The sequence below is a fragment of the Psychrobacillus sp. FSL K6-1267 genome, assembly GCF_038003265.1.
In the GTDB taxonomy this organism is placed as follows: Bacteria; Bacillota; Bacilli; order Bacillales_A; family Planococcaceae; genus Psychrobacillus; species Psychrobacillus faecigallinarum.
The window spans coordinates 2,135,819-2,152,509 of sequence record NZ_JBBOOR010000001.1; the positions used below are offsets into that span (position 1 = coordinate 2,135,819).

The 16,691-nt window shown below is 38.0% G+C and carries 17 protein-coding genes; 1 reads left to right on the forward strand and 16 read right to left on the reverse strand.

Annotated elements, in window-relative coordinates:
- Positions 1-13: 13 nt before the first annotated feature.
- From hpaE to MHB55_RS10805, 16 genes are all read right to left on the reverse strand, one after another.
- Positions 14-1,525: a 5-carboxymethyl-2-hydroxymuconate semialdehyde dehydrogenase gene (gene hpaE, locus MHB55_RS10730; RefSeq protein ID WP_340863200.1), complete on the reverse strand. Its 1,512-nt coding sequence runs from the start codon at positions 1,523-1,525 to the stop codon at positions 14-16.
- 19 nt (positions 1,526-1,544) lie between these two features.
- Positions 1,545-2,471, reverse strand: a complete 927-nt coding sequence (hpaI, locus tag MHB55_RS10735; protein WP_340863201.1) for a 2,4-dihydroxyhept-2-ene-1,7-dioic acid aldolase — start codon at positions 2,469-2,471, stop codon at positions 1,545-1,547.
- A gap of 38 nt (positions 2,472-2,509) precedes the next feature.
- Positions 2,510-2,971: a flavin reductase gene (locus tag MHB55_RS10740; RefSeq protein ID WP_144537171.1), complete on the reverse strand. Its 462-nt coding sequence runs from the start codon at positions 2,969-2,971 to the stop codon at positions 2,510-2,512.
- A gap of 51 nt (positions 2,972-3,022) precedes the next feature.
- Positions 3,023-4,507 (reverse strand): 4-hydroxyphenylacetate 3-monooxygenase, oxygenase component, encoded by a 1,485-nt coding sequence (gene hpaB, locus MHB55_RS10745; protein ID WP_340863202.1) that lies wholly within the window; start codon positions 4,505-4,507, stop codon positions 3,023-3,025.
- 83 nt (positions 4,508-4,590) lie between these two features.
- Positions 4,591-4,971, reverse strand: a complete 381-nt coding sequence (locus MHB55_RS10750) for a 5-carboxymethyl-2-hydroxymuconate Delta-isomerase (protein ID WP_340863203.1) — start codon at positions 4,969-4,971, stop codon at positions 4,591-4,593.
- Positions 4,972-4,989: 18 nt separating this feature from the next.
- Positions 4,990-5,748, reverse strand: a complete 759-nt coding sequence (locus tag MHB55_RS10755; RefSeq protein ID WP_151113654.1) for a fumarylacetoacetate hydrolase family protein — start codon at positions 5,746-5,748, stop codon at positions 4,990-4,992.
- On the reverse strand, positions 5,745-6,527 hold the full coding sequence (locus tag MHB55_RS10760) for a fumarylacetoacetate hydrolase family protein (protein WP_340863204.1): 783 nt from the start codon (positions 6,525-6,527) through the stop codon (positions 5,745-5,747). The genes MHB55_RS10755 and MHB55_RS10760 overlap by 4 nt, the downstream gene beginning before the upstream one ends.
- A 14-nt stretch (positions 6,528-6,541) precedes the next feature.
- Entirely contained in the window at positions 6,542-7,339 is a 798-nt protein-coding gene (locus MHB55_RS10765; RefSeq protein WP_340863205.1) for an ABC transporter ATP-binding protein, read from the reverse strand.
- Positions 7,317-8,366: an ABC transporter permease gene (locus MHB55_RS10770; protein WP_340863206.1), complete on the reverse strand. Its 1,050-nt coding sequence runs from the start codon at positions 8,364-8,366 to the stop codon at positions 7,317-7,319. Before MHB55_RS10770 ends, MHB55_RS10765 begins: the two co-directional genes overlap by 23 nt.
- Positions 8,367-8,383: 17 nt before the next feature.
- A complete protein-coding gene (locus MHB55_RS10775; protein ID WP_340863207.1) occupies positions 8,384-9,358 on the reverse strand; it encodes an ABC transporter substrate-binding protein in 975 nt (324 codons plus the stop codon).
- A gap of 78 nt (positions 9,359-9,436) precedes the next feature.
- The gene (locus MHB55_RS10780; protein WP_340863208.1) at positions 9,437-10,873 is read right to left on the reverse strand and encodes a dihydrolipoyl dehydrogenase family protein; all 1,437 of its coding nucleotides are present in this window, start codon (positions 10,871-10,873) and stop codon (positions 9,437-9,439) included.
- A complete protein-coding gene (locus MHB55_RS10785; protein WP_340863209.1) occupies positions 10,874-12,091 on the reverse strand; it encodes a dihydrolipoamide acetyltransferase family protein in 1,218 nt (405 codons plus the stop codon). It lies immediately after the preceding gene.
- A gap of 12 nt (positions 12,092-12,103) precedes the next feature.
- A complete protein-coding gene (locus MHB55_RS10790) occupies positions 12,104-13,120 on the reverse strand; it encodes an alpha-ketoacid dehydrogenase subunit beta (RefSeq protein WP_340863210.1) in 1,017 nt (338 codons plus the stop codon).
- 3 nt (positions 13,121-13,123) lie between these two features.
- The gene (pdhA, locus tag MHB55_RS10795; RefSeq protein WP_340863211.1) at positions 13,124-14,179 is read right to left on the reverse strand and encodes a pyruvate dehydrogenase (acetyl-transferring) E1 component subunit alpha; all 1,056 of its coding nucleotides are present in this window, start codon (positions 14,177-14,179) and stop codon (positions 13,124-13,126) included.
- Between the two features lie 19 nt (positions 14,180-14,198).
- Positions 14,199-15,338, reverse strand: coding sequence for a Leu/Phe/Val dehydrogenase (locus MHB55_RS10800; protein WP_340863212.1), 1,140 nt, complete (start codon positions 15,336-15,338; stop codon positions 14,199-14,201).
- A gap of 38 nt (positions 15,339-15,376) precedes the next feature.
- Positions 15,377-15,772, reverse strand: coding sequence for a thioesterase family protein (locus MHB55_RS10805; protein WP_151109684.1), 396 nt, complete (start codon positions 15,770-15,772; stop codon positions 15,377-15,379).
- Between the two features lie 274 nt (positions 15,773-16,046).
- Between MHB55_RS10805 and MHB55_RS10810 the strand changes: the two genes are divergently transcribed.
- Positions 16,047-16,679 (forward strand): GntR family transcriptional regulator, encoded by a 633-nt coding sequence (locus MHB55_RS10810; RefSeq protein WP_225321667.1) that lies wholly within the window; start codon positions 16,047-16,049, stop codon positions 16,677-16,679.
- Positions 16,680-16,691: the final 12 nt, after the last annotated feature.

Here is a 16,691-nt window from a genome sequence, read left to right on the forward strand (position 1 = left end):
TTCCTCCTCCTCTCTATAACTTTCCAAATTGCTGTATATGATGGTCGGCAATTGAAACGTGAATAATTTTGTGCTCAGTATAAAAATCAAAGCTGTAATGTCCACCTTCTCGACCAATACCAGAATATTTAGTGCCACCAAATGGTGTTCTTAAATCTCTAACATTCTGAGCATTCACCCAAAGCATGCCTGCATCAATTTTATGAGCGACGCGATGTCCACGTTTAATGTCGTTTGTCCATACATAACCTGCTAATCCGTAATCCGTATTATTGGCTAATGATATGACCTCTTCCTCGTCCTTGAAAGACATTACGATCAGCACTGGTCCAAAGATCTCGTCTTTTGCAACTTGCATGTCATTATGAGCATTCAAGATAAGGGTTGGAGGCACGAAATTACCTTTGGAAAATTCAGTTGGAATCTTACCTGAAATTATTTCGGTACCTTCCTCCTTTGCTATGTCTATATAGCCCTTTACTTTATTAAAGTGTCCTTGATCAATAAGCGGACCAACTTCCGTCTGATCATCTAACGGATCACCAACTTTTATATTAGACACTCTCACCTTTAATGCATTTATAAATTTATCTTTTATACTTTCTTGAACAAATAGGCGTGAGTTTGCTGTACAACGCTCACCATTAAAGGAGAAGATTCCCCATACACAGGCATCTAGTGCACGTTCAAAATCAGCATCCTCAAAAACGATAATAGGAGATTTCCCGCCTAGCTCCATAGAACAACTCTTTAATGTGTCGGCACTATTTTTTATAATAGTAGAGCCAGTGGTAGTTTCTCCTGTAAAAGAAATAAGCTGTACATCTGGATGCTTTACCAATGCATCACCAGCTATTTCTCCTCGACCGTGAACTACATTAAAGACTCCTTTAGGTAGGTCTGCTTTATGAATAATTTCTGCTAATATATTAGCTGTAAGAGGAGAAAGTTCAGCTGGCTTTAGCACTACAGTGTTTCCAGTAGCAAGAGCCGGTGCAATCTTCCACGTTTCTAGCATGAATGGAGCATTCCATGGCGTTATTAATCCTGCAACTCCAACAGGTGCGTGAATCGTATAATTGACAAATTCATCGTCCACCTGATAGACATCTCCTACTAATCTGCTCTCTACCATTCTTGCATAAAATCGAAAATTTTCTGAAGCACGGCTAACCATTTTCCTCGTTTGGCTAATAGGCAAACCAGTGTCTAAAGCTTCTAAGTAAGCAATCCTTTCTACTTCCTCATCAATGAGATCTGCAATGCGGTATATATATGATAGTCTTTTGCTTAACTTCATCGTTTTCCAGGGTCCGTGTTCAAAGGCATCTCTAGCTGCAGAAACTGCTTTATCAATGTCTGTCTTCTGGCCCTCTGATACTAAATTGATTTGCTCATTAGTAAATGGATTAATGTTAGCAAAGGTGGCCCCTCCAGCTGCAGAAATAAATGCTCCATTTATATAAAGATAGATGCTTTGTTGTGTTTCATGCTTTAATGAGGTTAACTCATGAGATGACACCATTTTAATCACCTACTTTTTTTTATAGTTGTGAAGCGGTTTCCTTTGGTAGAATATCTAAGCTTATCAATGTTTGTCGCACCTCATCTGTAACTGCCTGCGAGGGTGGTCCTAATGGCAATCTAAGCTTAGGATTAATTTTTCCCATCATACCAAGCGCTACCTTAGCTGGAGCAGGATTTGTATCTCTAAACAAAGCATCATTTAAAGGCATTAATTCGAAATGAAGGTCCTGGGATCTTTCTACGTCGCCAGCAACCCAAGCATTGTAAAGCTCTGCAACTTTAGCAGGCTCTACATTAGCTGTTGCACTTATAAATCCTGCACCACCAATAGCAAGCATTGGATAACAGAGTAGCTCTATACCTGAATAAAGAAGGAAATCTCTTCCACAGTTAAGGAGTACACGGTTTACATGCTCAAAGTCCTTATTCGCCTCTTTTACCCCTACAATATTAGGACAATCCTCTACTAGCTTCTTCATCGTAGTGACTTCCATATTAACTGCAGACCTTCCAGGAATGTTATAAATAATAATTGGGATTTTCACAGATTCTGCTACTATTTTGAAATGGGTATATAATGCATCTTGGTTGGGCTTATTGTAGTAAGGAACGATAACCATTGCTGCATCAGCACCCAGCTCCTCGGCGTATTTAGTAAGCTCCATCGTTTCATCATGATTAGTTGACCCAGTACCAGGAGCAAAAAATACACGTCCAGCAATTGTTTCACTGGCTATCTTCATCACTCTTTTGCGTTCTTCTATAGTTAATGAACTCGGCTCACCACTCGTACCAGTTACGGATATCCCATGACTCCCACTTTCTATTTGCCAATGGATAAGCTGCTGAAAGGTCTCAATATCTATATCTCCATTCTCTAAAAAGGGAGTAATTACAGGACAAATAGATCCTCTAAGCTTCTTTTTTGCTTCTTCATATGCCAATTTCTTCAACTCCTTATAATAGGTTTTTTTCATCAACTTCATTCTTTTATTTCTTGATATTTACCTTCAAAAAACAAAAGCGGTTCCTGTGGTTCATGCTTTAATCCAGTCACTCTTCCAATGAAAACAGTATGATCACCAGCATCAAGCTGATTGAATAGTTCACAGCTAATGACGGCAAGTGAATTTTTTATAATAGGTTGACCCTGATAGGTTTCAAAGGCAACAACTTCATCAGAGTTTAGCTGACCCGCAAATTGTTTAGAAAGATCTTTCTGATTAGCTGCCAAGATATTTATGGCAAATTTTTTGGATGAATTGATGTAACCAAGCATCTTAGCCTTTTCTCCAATACTTATAGCCACAAGCTTGGGTTGCAGCGAAACTGACATAAAGGCATTAGCCGTCATTCCATGTATTTCATCATCCACCTGTGTAGTAATTACTGTAACCCCGGTAGCAAAGCTGCCCATTATGGTTCTGAACAATTGATCTTCTATCTCATTTTTAAGTTGCTGCATGGAAAAGAAACTCTCCTTTCTTAAATCAGGCTATAAAAGTATGCCTGCTTCTGTTTTAGCTCTATTTAAAAAACTTGTTACCATATCCTTATATGGTTGTTTATTGAAGCTATCATAATACGCGTTGGACATTCGTACTGGATCACCAAAGAAATAATATTCGTACAGTGCTTGACGATTCCCAAATGCACTGATAGATATATCCCAAGCTAAACGGAACAGCTGTACACGTTCTTCCCCATTCATGTTAGCCCCTTGTGTGTAGCGATGCACTAAAGGACCCACATCCTCATTGCTAAAGTCATCTTCGGTAGGAAGAGCCATCAAACCAGAGGCACCCAAAATTTTGATAATTTCATTCATTCTCTGATACATTTTAGGGAACCAGTTACGTGCTGCATTTAAAGGTTCAAAATCTGGAGTCATATTGCCATATTGGTCTATCTTGGCGTTATGCTCTGCTCGGTATAGATGAGATCGCATAACTTCAAGTATCACCATGATTTCACTTGCCTTTTCCTTTACATGCATAAACTTATCTATTCCGATAGCTTCCATCATACTTATGACAACTCCAAGAATAAATTCAGTTTTCACTACGTTTTTCGAAATTACTTGGTGAGTCATGTGAATGACAGCATTCGTTTCTGCATAAGTTCGATTGCAAATATCCGTACTCTCGCAAACAAAAACTCTTTCCCAAGGAACTAACACATCCTCAAATGAAATGATTGCATCGCTTTCATCAAATCTGGAACCTAGTGGATGATCCCATTTACTCTTACCATAATCAAAGGATTCACGAGAGAGAAATTTTAAACCAGGCGTATTGTTTGGAATGGCAAATGCAAAGGCAAAGGGATCGTCCACAGTTCCTGGAGTTCTATTTATAGTGGATGGAAAGACGACCAGCTCATCTGTAATTCCTCCTAAGGTAGCTAAAAGTCGGCAGCCGTTCACAATAATCCCGTCCGCTGTCTTTTTAGTAATCCGCGCTGACAAGAATGGATCCTTTTGCTCTGATTGAGTTAGCATAGAACGGTTTACCTGCGGGTGAATAAGAGTATGAGTAAGGCTGATATCATTTTCTCTCGCATATTCATAGTAATCTTCGGCATTCTTTGCAAACTGTTTGCTTCCTCCACCTTCTTGTGCAAAAAACTCACTTGCAGTTCCAAATGCCATGATGCTTGTATTCAAATAATCAGGCGAGCGTCCCATCATACCTCCCGAGAAGGCTGCCCATTCACTGTGCATTTCTCTTCTTTTAAACAAATCTTCCTTTGTCTTTGGAGCAATAAAGGAAAGCCCCACTTTATCTCCGGTGGTTGGTGATGTATATAACATTTTTTCTTGTTTTTCATGTTGAAGATCATACAAACCAGCAACACTTTTTACTACATTTTTAAATGCTGGATGAGAAGTCACGTCATCCACTTTATCTCCGTGAATCCATACTTCTGTTTGACGATCCTTAATACCTTGAATATATTCCTTTCCTGTTCTAGCACCCATAATTATTACCACCTTAATTTGAATTTTCTGAACAAAATAAATAAAAATATATGAAATAATATATGATTTTAACTAAACTTTTATCAAAAACGACTATGAATATTATTTTGTTTATATGTTCCTAAATCACTAAATTCAACTAGTTCCATAGAAAGTGCTAGATATCTTTTATTCATTGCAACCTCAAAATGACCTTTAATAACTTCAAATATAGCTTCACAAACCTCTGCCTTTATTTCTTCAGATCTACCCGCAGCAATCTTTAATGTGGCATGTAAGAAAGCATCATCCTCTGTTCCATCAGCAACTCGATAATCCTTTAGCTCGATTGCTCTAGAACGGATTCCTCCAATTGGAAAAATGTTTTTTCTTGATATAAGTATTCGATGAACTTCCTCTAATAGTTGAGGCACTTTTATGTCTTCCTTCAAATTATCTGTATACTCTACAATAAAATGAGGCAAGTAGATCCCTCCAATAATTTATCGTTTTATGAAAACTTCGTCTGCAATTATTGTATTAGTTAAGCGACCAATTCCTTCAATTTCGGTTACAACTACATCCCCCACTTTAGTGTCCACTGATCCTTTTGGTGTGCCCGTTAGAATGACATCATTTTCACTCAATGTCATAAAACTGCTTAAATATTCTATAAGTGAGGGAATATCAAAAATCATATCTTTTGTAGAACCTTTCTGGACGAGTTTATCATTTACATAAGTATATATTTGGAGATTCATAGGATCTCGTATATCCATCGCATCCACTAACCAAGGTCCAAGAGGAGTGCAAGCATCTCGATTTTTAACTCGTAAATTTGGCCGATAATAATTCTCTAGATAATCCCTTATCGCATAATCGTTTGCGATACTATATCCTTTGACATATTGGTACGCGTCTTCTTTTTTAATATTTTTGGCCTTCTTACCGATAACAACAGCAAGCTCACATTCGTAATGCATGTACGAAACATCGGACGGTCGACAGGTGTATCCATTGTGACCAACAAACGTATTCGGTCCCTTTAAAAAGATCAGAGGCTCAGAAGGTGCATCAAATGCCAATTCTGTAGCATGATCAGCATAGTTTAGACCTAATGCAAAAGAAGTTCTTGGAATAATAGGCGTTAGCCACGTCACTTCATCCTGCCGGACAACTCTGCCGTCCTCCAGCTTTATATGAGCGTCACATTCTATTGCGTAATGAATAGCTCCACCATATGCAACACGCGCTTTTTTTATGGCAGCCACCCCTTTTCTTCTTCCACGATATAATTCTCTAAAAATCCTATTTGATCTATATGAATTCTCACCTTATCTCCTATGATCACTTGGGGAGAATTAGTGGAGATTCCTACAAGCAAAGTGTCACCGATGTCTAATGTCATAAATTCGGTGATATCAGCTAACAATTTTGCAATCGGACGAACTAATGTATAGTTGTGCTTTTCTAGTTTTAGCTCCTCGTTAACGAAAATCTTAATAGTAAGTCGATTGGGGTCTTTAATCTCTTTTGCCTCTACTATCCATGGGCCAATCGGACAAAAACCATCTCTTGTTTTGTACGGGACAGCTGGACGAAAAAAACTCTCGTGAGGAATGCTGACATCATTCACTATTGTGTACCCAGCTATATAGTTAAAAGCTTCGCCTTCTTTTATAGCTACTGCCTTCTTACCAATAACTACCCCTAAGGATGCACCAATTTCTAGGGTTTTGATTTCTTTTGGCATTAAAATAGGTGCGCCATTGTAGCTGATTGTATTTGCTGGCTTTATATATAGAATTGGTGCATTGGGAGGAGCGTCATATGGCTTTTGAAGAAACTTCTCCTCCATTTGCAACAAATCTTCCTGGTAGTTAAGCAAGGTTCCATATACAGTTCCACTAACGGGGGAACCAATAGGAAAACTATTGATATCATAACTTTTACCATTTAAATAATACGAATTAGTAAGTGGGTTAGCTTTCACTGTTATTAGTTCGTTAACATGTTGATGCTTAATATTTGCTAGACACATCTGCCTCGCCCCCCCTAGATGGATAACAAAGCTTTGTCGCTCGTTAATTTCTCTCCTCGAATTCGCTGGAATTCTTCCATTAATTTGGTTATCGTTAATTTTCTTTTTTCCTCATCATCCACCTCTAAGATGATTTGGCCTTTATCCATCATAATTAGTCGATTACCTAAATCTAAAGCCTGTTGCATATTGTGGGTAATCATTAGTGTTGTCAATTTATCCTTCTCTACCAGCTGCTTTGTCAAGCTTGTTATTAGTTCCGCTCTGGACGGATCTAATGCTGCTGTATGTTCATCCAAAAGCAATATTGAGGGTTTCGTAAAGGTAGCCATCAACAAAGAAAGTGCCTGCCTTTCTCCTCCAGATAACAATCCAACTTTTGCATTTAATCTATTTTCAAGATTGAGGTGTAAAGTTTCTAGGGAAGATCGAAAAAATTCCCGTCTTTTCTTATCGACGCCAATTTTGAAACTTCTTTTTTTGTTTCTCGAATAAGCCATTGCGAGATTTTCTTCAATTGTCATCGTCGGCGCAGTCCCTGCCATGGGATCCTGAAAGACCCTTCCAATCATTTGAGAACGTTTATATTCGGGCATTTTCGTTATATCCTTGTCAGCAATTTCTACCACACCAAAATCTGGAGTCAGGGCTCCCGAAATCATGTTGAGCATAGTTGATTTGCCTGCTCCATTACTGCCAATCACTGTCATAAAGTCACCGGGATGCAGTTCAAGATTGATTTGGTCTAATGCTACCTTTTCATCTGGAGTTGCTTCATTAAAAAGCTTATTAATCTGATTGAGCTTTAACAATGGGAGCCCCCTCCTTCCTTATCATTGATTGGCTCTCTTTTAATCTTTCAGTATGCCGCCTTGCCTTTCTATTTTTCTCTCTCTTTTTCTCAAGCAACTGAGGTAATATTAAAGCACCTATGACGATTACTGCCGTTATAAGCTTCATATCACCTGTATCTAGAAAATTTACTCGAAGCGCTAATCCAAGTACTATTCGATAAATAATTGCTCCTGCTATTACCGCAAAGGTTGTTCGGACGATAGTTTTTGTTCCAAAAATGGCTTCACCAATAATAACGGAGGCAAGACCAATCACAATCATACCTATACCCATGCCTATATCGGCATATTTAGCGTATTGGGCTATTAATGCACCCGAAAAAGCTACAAGAGCATTTGAAAAACCTAGTCCTACTATTATTAAAGTGTCGGTATTTGCAGACAGGCTACGAATCATTTTTTTATTGTCACCTGTTGCTCTTATAGCTAATCCAATTTCGGTTTTTAAGAACCAATCCACGATAAATTTTATACACGCCACTGCAATCAGCATTAGAAATAAAGTTCCCCAAGTGAATGGCAACCTCTCAATACCAAACAATTGAAAGAAGCTTGTAAATGCAGAATCGATTCCGAGTTTACTCCAAAATGATTGAAACTGAATGAAGAGAGTCTCAGCATTTAACAACGGAATATTAGGCCGGCCTATAGAACTTTCAGAGGTTAGACCCATAATTCTTAAATTTATCGAATAAAGTGCAATCATCATTAATATTCCGGATAGAAGCGGATTTATTTTACCTTTTGTATGCAATATACCTGTCATACAACCTGCGATAAAACCGACTACAATTGCCATAGCTGTTGCCAAAATAGGATGATAACCAAAAATGATCATTGTTGCTGCAGTGCCAGCTCCAGTTACAAAGCTACCATCGACCGTTAAATCAGGAAAATCTAGCACTCTAAATGAAATATACACTCCAAGTGCCATAATCGCGTATATGATTCCTTGTTCCATTGAGCCGAATATTGCTGAAAACATAAAGAATCACCCCCTAGTTATTCGCTCAATTCAGCTTTCCATTCGTCTTTTATCTCAACACCAATAGTATCTGCTGATTCCTTGTTCATGATTAGTTTAAGCTTTTGTGGCACCTGTACAGGTATATCTGCTGGTTTGCTTTCGCCCTTTAATATTTTGACTGCCATCTGCCCCGCCTCATAACCTATATCGAAATATTCGAAGCCATAAGCCCCTAGTCCTCCACGCTTCACAGAGTCAAATTCTCCTACCATGACAGGAATTTTATTGTCATTTGCCACTGAGATTACGGATTCTAATGCAGAAACTACAGTGTTATCAGTAATAATATACATAGAATCTACTTTTCCTAAGAGTGATTCAGTTGCTTGTTTAACATCCGCAGTTGTAGCTACAGAGGCTTCTACAACAGTCATATCCATTTCTTGCAATAGTTCCTTAACAGAATCCACCTGGGAGCGTGAGTTTTGTTCTCCTGAGTTAAACACCATTCCAACCTTTTTTGCTCCAAGCTCTTCTTTCAAAAATTTCATCGTATTGGATATAGCATCTGGATGAGCATCTATCGTACCTGTAACGTTACCTCCAGGCTTCTCCATTGAGTCAACTAGTTCTGCACCAACTGCATCTGTAACAGAAGTGAACACGATTGGAATATCTTGTGTAGCACTCAGCGCTGCTTGAGCACTGCCGGTTGAGTTAGCAAATATTAGGTCCACATTGGAGCTGACTAGGTTCGAAGCAATGGTGGTGTTATTACTGTTATCTCCTTGTGCTATTTGATAATCATATTCTGCTTCAATACCTGCATCCTCTAATGCCTTTTGAAAGCCATCATAAGCTGCATTTAATGAAGGATGCTCCACAATTTGTGTTACACCAATTTTGTATGTCTTTGAGGCAGAAGCATCTTCTCCTGAGTCTCCACAGGCAGCAAACAATAAAGTTGAACTCAACAACAATGCTGAAAACCCTTTCCAGCTATTCTTCATTTCTTTTCCCTCCAATTCTTTTTTGTTATTAAATGAAATATAAAATACCACAGTAAATTTATACTGTAAGATAAGCCGTTAACTAATGGTAGCTTCTTTTTTTAGAGGTGAGAGATGAATCGCTTGTCCAAGCAATCCCTCCACAGACTCAAGAAGTGCCTCATTGAACCCAGGGTGTGTGTAGTTAGGAAATTTAATATCTTCCTCTTTGGCCGACATCTCTAAAAGTTGCACGAAGGATCCGGACATTTCCAATGCTCCCTCACCAATCATATGAATTCCTTCTATCAAATCATTTGTATTATTAGAAATAACTTTAATAAATCCATCTTTTTTTCCGGTTATTGTAGAATATCCATTACTAGCAAGCGGAAACTTGCTTACTCTTATAGATAGACCTAATTTTATGGCCTGATGCTCTGTTAAACCAATTGATGCTACTGGAGGAACAGTATGAGCACAGTTAGGTACTATTGTTAAATCTACCTCGGGTTTTTCTCCCACGATCGAAGAAACTACTGCTTTTCCTTGTTTGATAGCCTTCCAAGCAAGCATCGGACCTTCCGTTACATCTCCTATTGCATAAACGTTTGAGATGGAGGTTTCCATATAATTATTTATTTGGATAAATCCATTTAAACTTAACTTCATACCTAGGCGTAAAACTCCCAGTTCCTCCAGTTTTGGTTTTCTTGTCTCTGGAACTACAAAATAGGATCCCTCTAAAATCACTTCCTTTTGTTGATCGGTTAGTAGGTTAATAGAGATACCATTTACAGTTTCCTTAATCGTAAGAATTTCTTTTTTAGCAATCACTTTTATTTTTCTTTTTTTAAATATCCTTAATAGTTCTTTATTTATATCCTCATCAAAAGGCATTCCAGTATTAGTTTCTATTAACAAAGTTACCTCAGAGCCTAATGCTGCAAAGCTTGATGCTGCTTCAAGAGCTATATAATCTTGGCCATCTATGATTAACTGCTTTGGTAGCTTTTTAAGTTGAAAAAGTTCAAAGGGGTACAAAATCCGATTTTCTTTAGACTTAACGTAATCCGGTAAGATATTTTTACTTCCCGTGGCAATAATTATTTTGTCAAATTCATAAATATCAAATTGATGTCCGTTTTCTACTCCAATTTTGTTTTTCCCTATAAAGGAGGCTTTGCCTTGAATTATCTCCACTTTATTGGCTTGACAAAGTCTTTCTACACCTGTTTTCAACTGACCTATTACTTTGGTTTGGTATTCCATTAGCTTGTATAGGTCTATTTCTTTAACGATAGTATCGACCCCAAACATCGCTAACTGTTCAGCTTCCGTCCGCCTCATCCCAACATAGGTATAAACCTTAGACGGTATGCATCCTTCGTTTAAACAAACTCCGCCTATCTCTTTTTGCTCTATCAGTGTCACGGAAAGACCAAGTTGCGCTCCACGAATTGCCGCACTATAGCCCCCTGGACCACCTCCAATAATGATTAGATTTCTTTGATGGCTAATTTCTCCTACTACCATCTATATCATCTCCAAAATCAGTTTATGAGGATTTTCTATTAAACTTGAAAAACGATTAGTGAAAGCAATAGCTGTTGCACCATCTGCAACACGATGATCGAATGACATCGATAGCGTCATAATATGCCCAATAACAATCTCATCATTTTCATTAACAATAGGTCGCTTTTTGGTTTTATGAAAAGCAATTAACGCTGTCTCTGGGTAATTGATAATCGGTGTTGCTGCAATGCTACCTAAAGGTCCAACATTACTAATTGTAATAGTGCTATTTTGCACCGCTGACAGATGTAGAGTACCTGCTAAAGCTTTTTGGGTTAAGTCTTTGATTTCATGATTTATTTGCTTGAGAGATTTTTTATCTGCATCATGGAGTACAGGAACAATAAGTCCATTTTCTGTGTTGGTGGCTAGGCCAATATGATAGGTTTTCTTGAGGAGTATCCGACTGTTTTCTTCATCAAGTTCGGCATTGAATATCGGAAAATCCTTTAATGAAATGACAAGCGCTTTCAAGAGAAAAGCAGGAACACTTATAGAATTACCCGCTGCTTTTAATTGTTCTTTCATTTCTAATAGATTAGTCATATTCACTTCGTCAAAATGGGTTACATGTGGGATTGTAAAGAGTGATTTCTTCATATTTTCTGCAATTTTTTTTCTGATTCCTCTATAAGGAATTTCATCTGAGTGAGATGGAGCATTAAGTTTTTCAGCTATAAGTTGTTTTGGTTCTATCTTCTTGTTGGTATTATCTAGGAAACTAATGACATCCTCCTCTGTAATTCTTCCAGAAGGATCTGAAGGGATTATATCCTCTAGATTTATATTATGTTCCCGAGCAATTTTCCTTGTATAAGGTGTAGCAAGTACTCTCTTATAAGTAAATTCAACCGAGTTCTCTTCTTTTTTTGAAGGATTACTTCTGCCGTATTCTTTAATTAAATCCTTTACAGGCTGACTTTTCTGTGAATGATCTCCACCGGAACTTTCTAAGGAAAGTAGACTTGTTCCTACTTTTACCGTCTCCCCCACAGCAATTTGAATCTCTTTAACTATACCTGTACAGGGAGAAGTAAGTTCAGCGACCATTTTATCAGTTTGAACTTCCACAAGAGGCTGGTCAGTTTGCACCTTGTCTCCAACTTTAACTAAATAGTGGATGACTTCCCCTTCGGTCATTCCCTCTCCAATATCATGTAACTTAACATCAATCATTCATTTCCCTCCTTAAAAATGAATTACTTTCTCAATCCCCTCAAGCACTCTTGCAGGGGTAGGTAGATAATGTTCTTCTAAAGTAAAGAAAGGAACCGGTACATCAAAACCTGTAATTCGCTCAATTGGTGCTCGTAAATAAAGGAATGAGGTATCATTTATAATGGTCACTATGTCATTGCCTAACCCACCTGTAGGATGAGCTTCATGAATGATTACTGCTCTGGTTGTTTTTTGTACGGAATCGGCAATTGCTTTCCTGTCTATTGGATAAAGTGTCCGGAGATCTATAATTTCACATTGTATTCCTTGTTTGTCTGCTAGCTCTGCAGCTTTTTTTGCAACAGATACCATTGCTCCCCATGCAATGAGTGTAACATCTGTCCCTTCACGTATAATCTTGGCTTTACCAATTTCCACCTTATATTTGTTTAAAGGAACTTCTTCTCTTATGGAGCGATAATTTTTCATAGGTTCTAATACAAGCACTGGATCGGGATCTTCCATCGCTGCTATCAGTAAGCCCTTTGCATCATAGGGACTTGATGGGCACACAACCTTGATTCCCGGCATATGAGTAAATAAAATCTCTGTGCTATCAGAATGGATTTCAGGTGCACGAATACCAGCTCCATAAGGTGCTCTGATTACCATAGGAACTGTGAAATGCGACATAGATCTCATTCGAATTCTCGAAGCGTGGGTCATTATTTGCTCGTATGCTGGATAAATAAAGCCTAAAAATTGAATTTCTGCTATAGGTTTAAAACCATTTACAGCTAAGCCAATAGAAGTTCCTATTATTCCTGACTCAGAAAGTGGGGTGTCTATTACTCTATCAACACCAAACATTTCTTGTAGGCCCTCTGTAGCACGGAAAACTCCTCCATTTTTCCCGACATCCTCACCAAGCACAATTGTCCGTTCGTCCTCTTCTAAAAGGACTCTCATTCCATCGTTTATAGCTTGAATTAATGTCATCTGTTTCGCTGTTTCCTTAGTAGCACTGGTTTGTCTTAGTTGCGTCATAAATTATTGCCTCCCCAAATATGCAAGATATGCATCTTTTTGTTCTACTAATTGATCAGGCATTTCAGCAAATACATGATTAAACACATCTTCAACATTAGGTGGCGGAAAGTTTTCCATTTCTTCTATTGCAGCGTCTATTTCGTTGCTAATTTCCTCTTTAGTTGCTTGTATCCATTCTTCATTCCAATAGTCATAGTTCTTCATAAATAACTCAAATCTATATATGGGATCTACTATATTTTCTCCTTGTGAAGCATTTCTGTATTTAGAGGGATCATCTGCAGTAGTATGGGCCCCTTTTCTCCAAGTCACCGCCTCTATTAGAGTAGGCCCATGACCTGCTCTTGCATATTCAATTGCTTTTTGCGTCTCAAAATAAACGGCGAAGCAGTCGTTCCCATCAACTCTAACACCGGGCATACCATATGCCATTGCTTTTTGAGCAATAGTTTCGGAATTCATTTGTTTCTCAGTAGGAACAGAAATTGCAAAACCGTTATTTTGATTGAAGAAGATGGCAGGTACTTTAAAAACAGTAGCAAAGTTCAAACCTTCATGGAAATCACCCTCGGAAGTAGCCCCATCACCAAAGTAAGCAATAGCAATATTTTGTGTACCCTTTCTCTTTTCTGCCCATGCAGCACCTGCTGCGTGAGGAAGCTGAGTAGCAATCGGCACTGCTGGAGGGAAAATATTCCTTGTTTTAGGTGATACACACCCTTCCAATCTCCCATTCCAATAAAGGAATGTTTTCGCCATACTTTTACCAAATGTTAAAGTTGCTCCATGATCACGGTAGGTGGGGAAAACCCAATCTTCTTCCTTTAAAGCAAGTGCACTTCCAACCTGTGAAGCCTCTTGTCCCTCGAAAGGAGCGTAGGTTCCTAAGCGGCCTTGTCTTTGCAAGTTAATTGCTTTTCGATCAAAAGTTCGAATTCTGAGCATATGAAAATAAAGTTCCTTTACCAAACCTTCCTCGATTTGCTCATTAAAGCTTTCATTCAGAAGATGGCCTTTTTCATTTATTATTTTCTTCATAGGATAATTTTGTTTCACTTAACTTCCCTCCAATCACTTATTTACGGATACTCCACTTTGGTTTAAGTGGTGCTGAATAAAAGTTATTGCGAGTTTTTCTGTTCTCAATACGCTTTTCACACATAGCATTTGCCGCTTCATCCGTTGTATTTCCTGTAAGGGATGCCTCCTTAAATACTTCTAATAAGGTATGATATATCTGCTTAGTTTTTGCTAGAACACGTTCATGATTAATGCCATAAAGTTCGTCAGCAACTTGAATAAGACCACCTGCATTTACAATATAGTCAGGTGCATATAATATTCCTTTTTCTTTAAGCATGATGCCGTGGCGATCTGCTAGCAATTGATTGTTCGCTGAACCTGCAACAGCCTTTACTTGCAACTTAGGAATGGTCATATCATTAATAATGCCCCCTAATGCACACGGCACAAAAATATCGGCGTCAACCGAGTAAATTTCTTCATTAGGGACAATTTTCAATGTTCCCTTTAAATCAGATGAAGCTAGTTCAATAGCATGGAGACTATCATTATTTATGTCAGAGACAAAAATATTAGCGCCAGCCTCGAGTAAGCTTATAGCAACTTTATAGCCGACTTTTCCTAAACCTTGAATTGCATAAGTTTTAGTGCCGAGTTCCTCGTTTCCAAAAAGCGTGAAATTAGTTGCTTTCAATCCATAGAGTACTCCTGATGCTGTAGGTATCGATGAATCACCACCACCACCATAAGCCTTGGGGAGTCCATTTACGAAATTTGTTTCCCTCATCGCATGGATAAAATCTTCCATAGTAGTTCCCATGTCAGTTCCTGTAAAAAACCGTCCTCCAAGTGAATTTACAAATTGACCAAAAGCACGGAACAACTCAGGTGATTTATCTTTTTTAGGATCACCAATGATAACTGCTTTTCCTCCGCCAAAGTCTACATCAGCTGCAGCACATTTATAAGTCATACCCTTTGAAAGTCTAAGAACATCTTCTAATGCTTCCTCCACACTGTTGTAGGGTTGCATACGACAACCACCGAGCGCCGGCCCAAGTGCAGTATTATGAATAGCAATAATTGCTCGTAAGCCCGTAGCAGGATCATTACAAAACACAACCTGTTCATGGGAAGCCATTCGATCGAAAAGCTCAAATTCTTTTGTCATTGATAAGCTTTCAGCTAGCATTAAATCCGTTCCTCCTTAGGAATCTTTAGAATGTATCCTCAAGTGGAAGCCTCTTTCCACTTTGTTTTTATCGTATCTTTTAACAAAATTACTTGAATTACCTCACCAAGACCAACAGTACCTTTTTCGTTCTCTGCAACCACGGTGGTTATGACCTTATTGTCTCGAAGTTCTGTAACAGTTGCCGTTATAATAATAGTGCTTCCGAATGGAGCAGCTGAAGTATGCTTTATTTTTACTGCGGCTCCCATTCCTTCCTCATTTGCATTTAAATAGGGTAAAATGATTTTCCTCGATACCCATTCCATATGATATGTCATAGCAACAGTCGAATAGACAGGATGGACTACCTCTCCTTCAAAAGCAGCAAACATCCTCTCTGAAACTGTTATTTGTATTTTTTCTTTCCTCCCAATCTCTAATCCTTTTAACAAATTGTTCACCTTCTCTGTAAGTTGTTTAACTCAAAAAGAAAACAGCCTCAATGGAAGCGCTTACACTTACTAAAAAATAAATCTCCTTTCTTTAAACTTATTTAGGAGAACTTGCGTTAAATATTTACAAATATCATATATCATTTTATATATTATTACAATATTTTATCTGAATTTTATATATTATCTGATTATATAATTATATGAAATATCTTTTTTATTTATTGATTTCATATATCAAATGATATACAATTCGTTTATTATGGATACTATTATGAATAAACGTCAATACGCGTACAAAGTGATTAGAACAAGAATTGTAGATGGTACTTACAGCCCAGGACAACGAATCGTCATTAACCAAATTGCAAAGGAGGTCGGCTCTAGTCATATCCCAGTTAGGGAAGCAATCCATCAACTGGAATCAGAACAGTTACTTGAATTCAGGCCAAATGTTGGTGCAATAGTAAAAGGAATTGATAACCGACTATATCAGGAATCTTTGGAGGTACTCGCATTATTGGAGGGCTATGCTACTTCAATTAGTGCAACCAATATCACTGCTCATGGCCTTTCAAAATTAAAAGAAATAAACCTTGAGATGCAAACTATGCTTGAAAACTATGAATTGGACAAACTAGGAGCACTAAATAGAGAATTCCATTTTCATATTTACTCGTTCTGTCCAAACCAATTACTAATCAAGAATATCGAAGAGACTTGGGGACGTTTAGATATAGTAAGACAGGCAGGCTTTACCTTCTACCCTAAGAGAACACCTCAGTCAATCGAGGAACATGCATACCTTATAAAATTAATGGAGAGCAATGCAAGCAGCTTGCAAATTGAGGAATATGCAAGGAATCATAAACTAAAAACACTTGAGGCCTTTAAACAGAGAAATTAACAACGTCGACTT

Excerpts from the sequence above, each read along its gene's own strand:
- hpaE (WP_340863200.1), bottom strand. The coding sequence starts at position 1,525 with ATGGTGTCATCTCATGAGTTAACCTCATTAAAGCATGAAACACAACAA.
- hpaB (WP_340863202.1), bottom strand. The coding sequence starts at position 4,507 with ATGGGTGCTAGAACAGGAAAGGAATATATTCAAGGTATTAAGGATCGT.
- MHB55_RS10760 (WP_340863204.1), bottom strand. The coding sequence starts at position 6,527 with ATGTGTCTAGCAAATATTAAGCATCAACATGTTAACGAACTAATAACA.
- MHB55_RS10770 (WP_340863206.1), bottom strand. The coding sequence starts at position 8,366 with ATGTTTTCAGCAATATTCGGCTCAATGGAACAAGGAATCATATACGCG.
- MHB55_RS10775 (WP_340863207.1), bottom strand. The coding sequence starts at position 9,358 with ATGAAGAATAGCTGGAAAGGGTTTTCAGCATTGTTGTTGAGTTCAACT.
- MHB55_RS10780 (WP_340863208.1), bottom strand. The coding sequence starts at position 10,873 with ATGGTAGTAGGAGAAATTAGCCATCAAAGAAATCTAATCATTATTGGA.
- MHB55_RS10785 (WP_340863209.1), bottom strand. The coding sequence starts at position 12,091 with ATGATTGATGTTAAGTTACATGATATTGGAGAGGGAATGACCGAAGGG.
- MHB55_RS10790 (WP_340863210.1), bottom strand. The coding sequence starts at position 13,120 with ATGACGCAACTAAGACAAACCAGTGCTACTAAGGAAACAGCGAAACAG.
- MHB55_RS10800 (WP_340863212.1), bottom strand. The coding sequence starts at position 15,338 with ATGCTAGCTGAAAGCTTATCAATGACAAAAGAATTTGAGCTTTTCGAT.
- MHB55_RS10810 (WP_225321667.1), top strand. The coding sequence starts at position 16,047 with ATGAATAAACGTCAATACGCGTACAAAGTGATTAGAACAAGAATTGTA.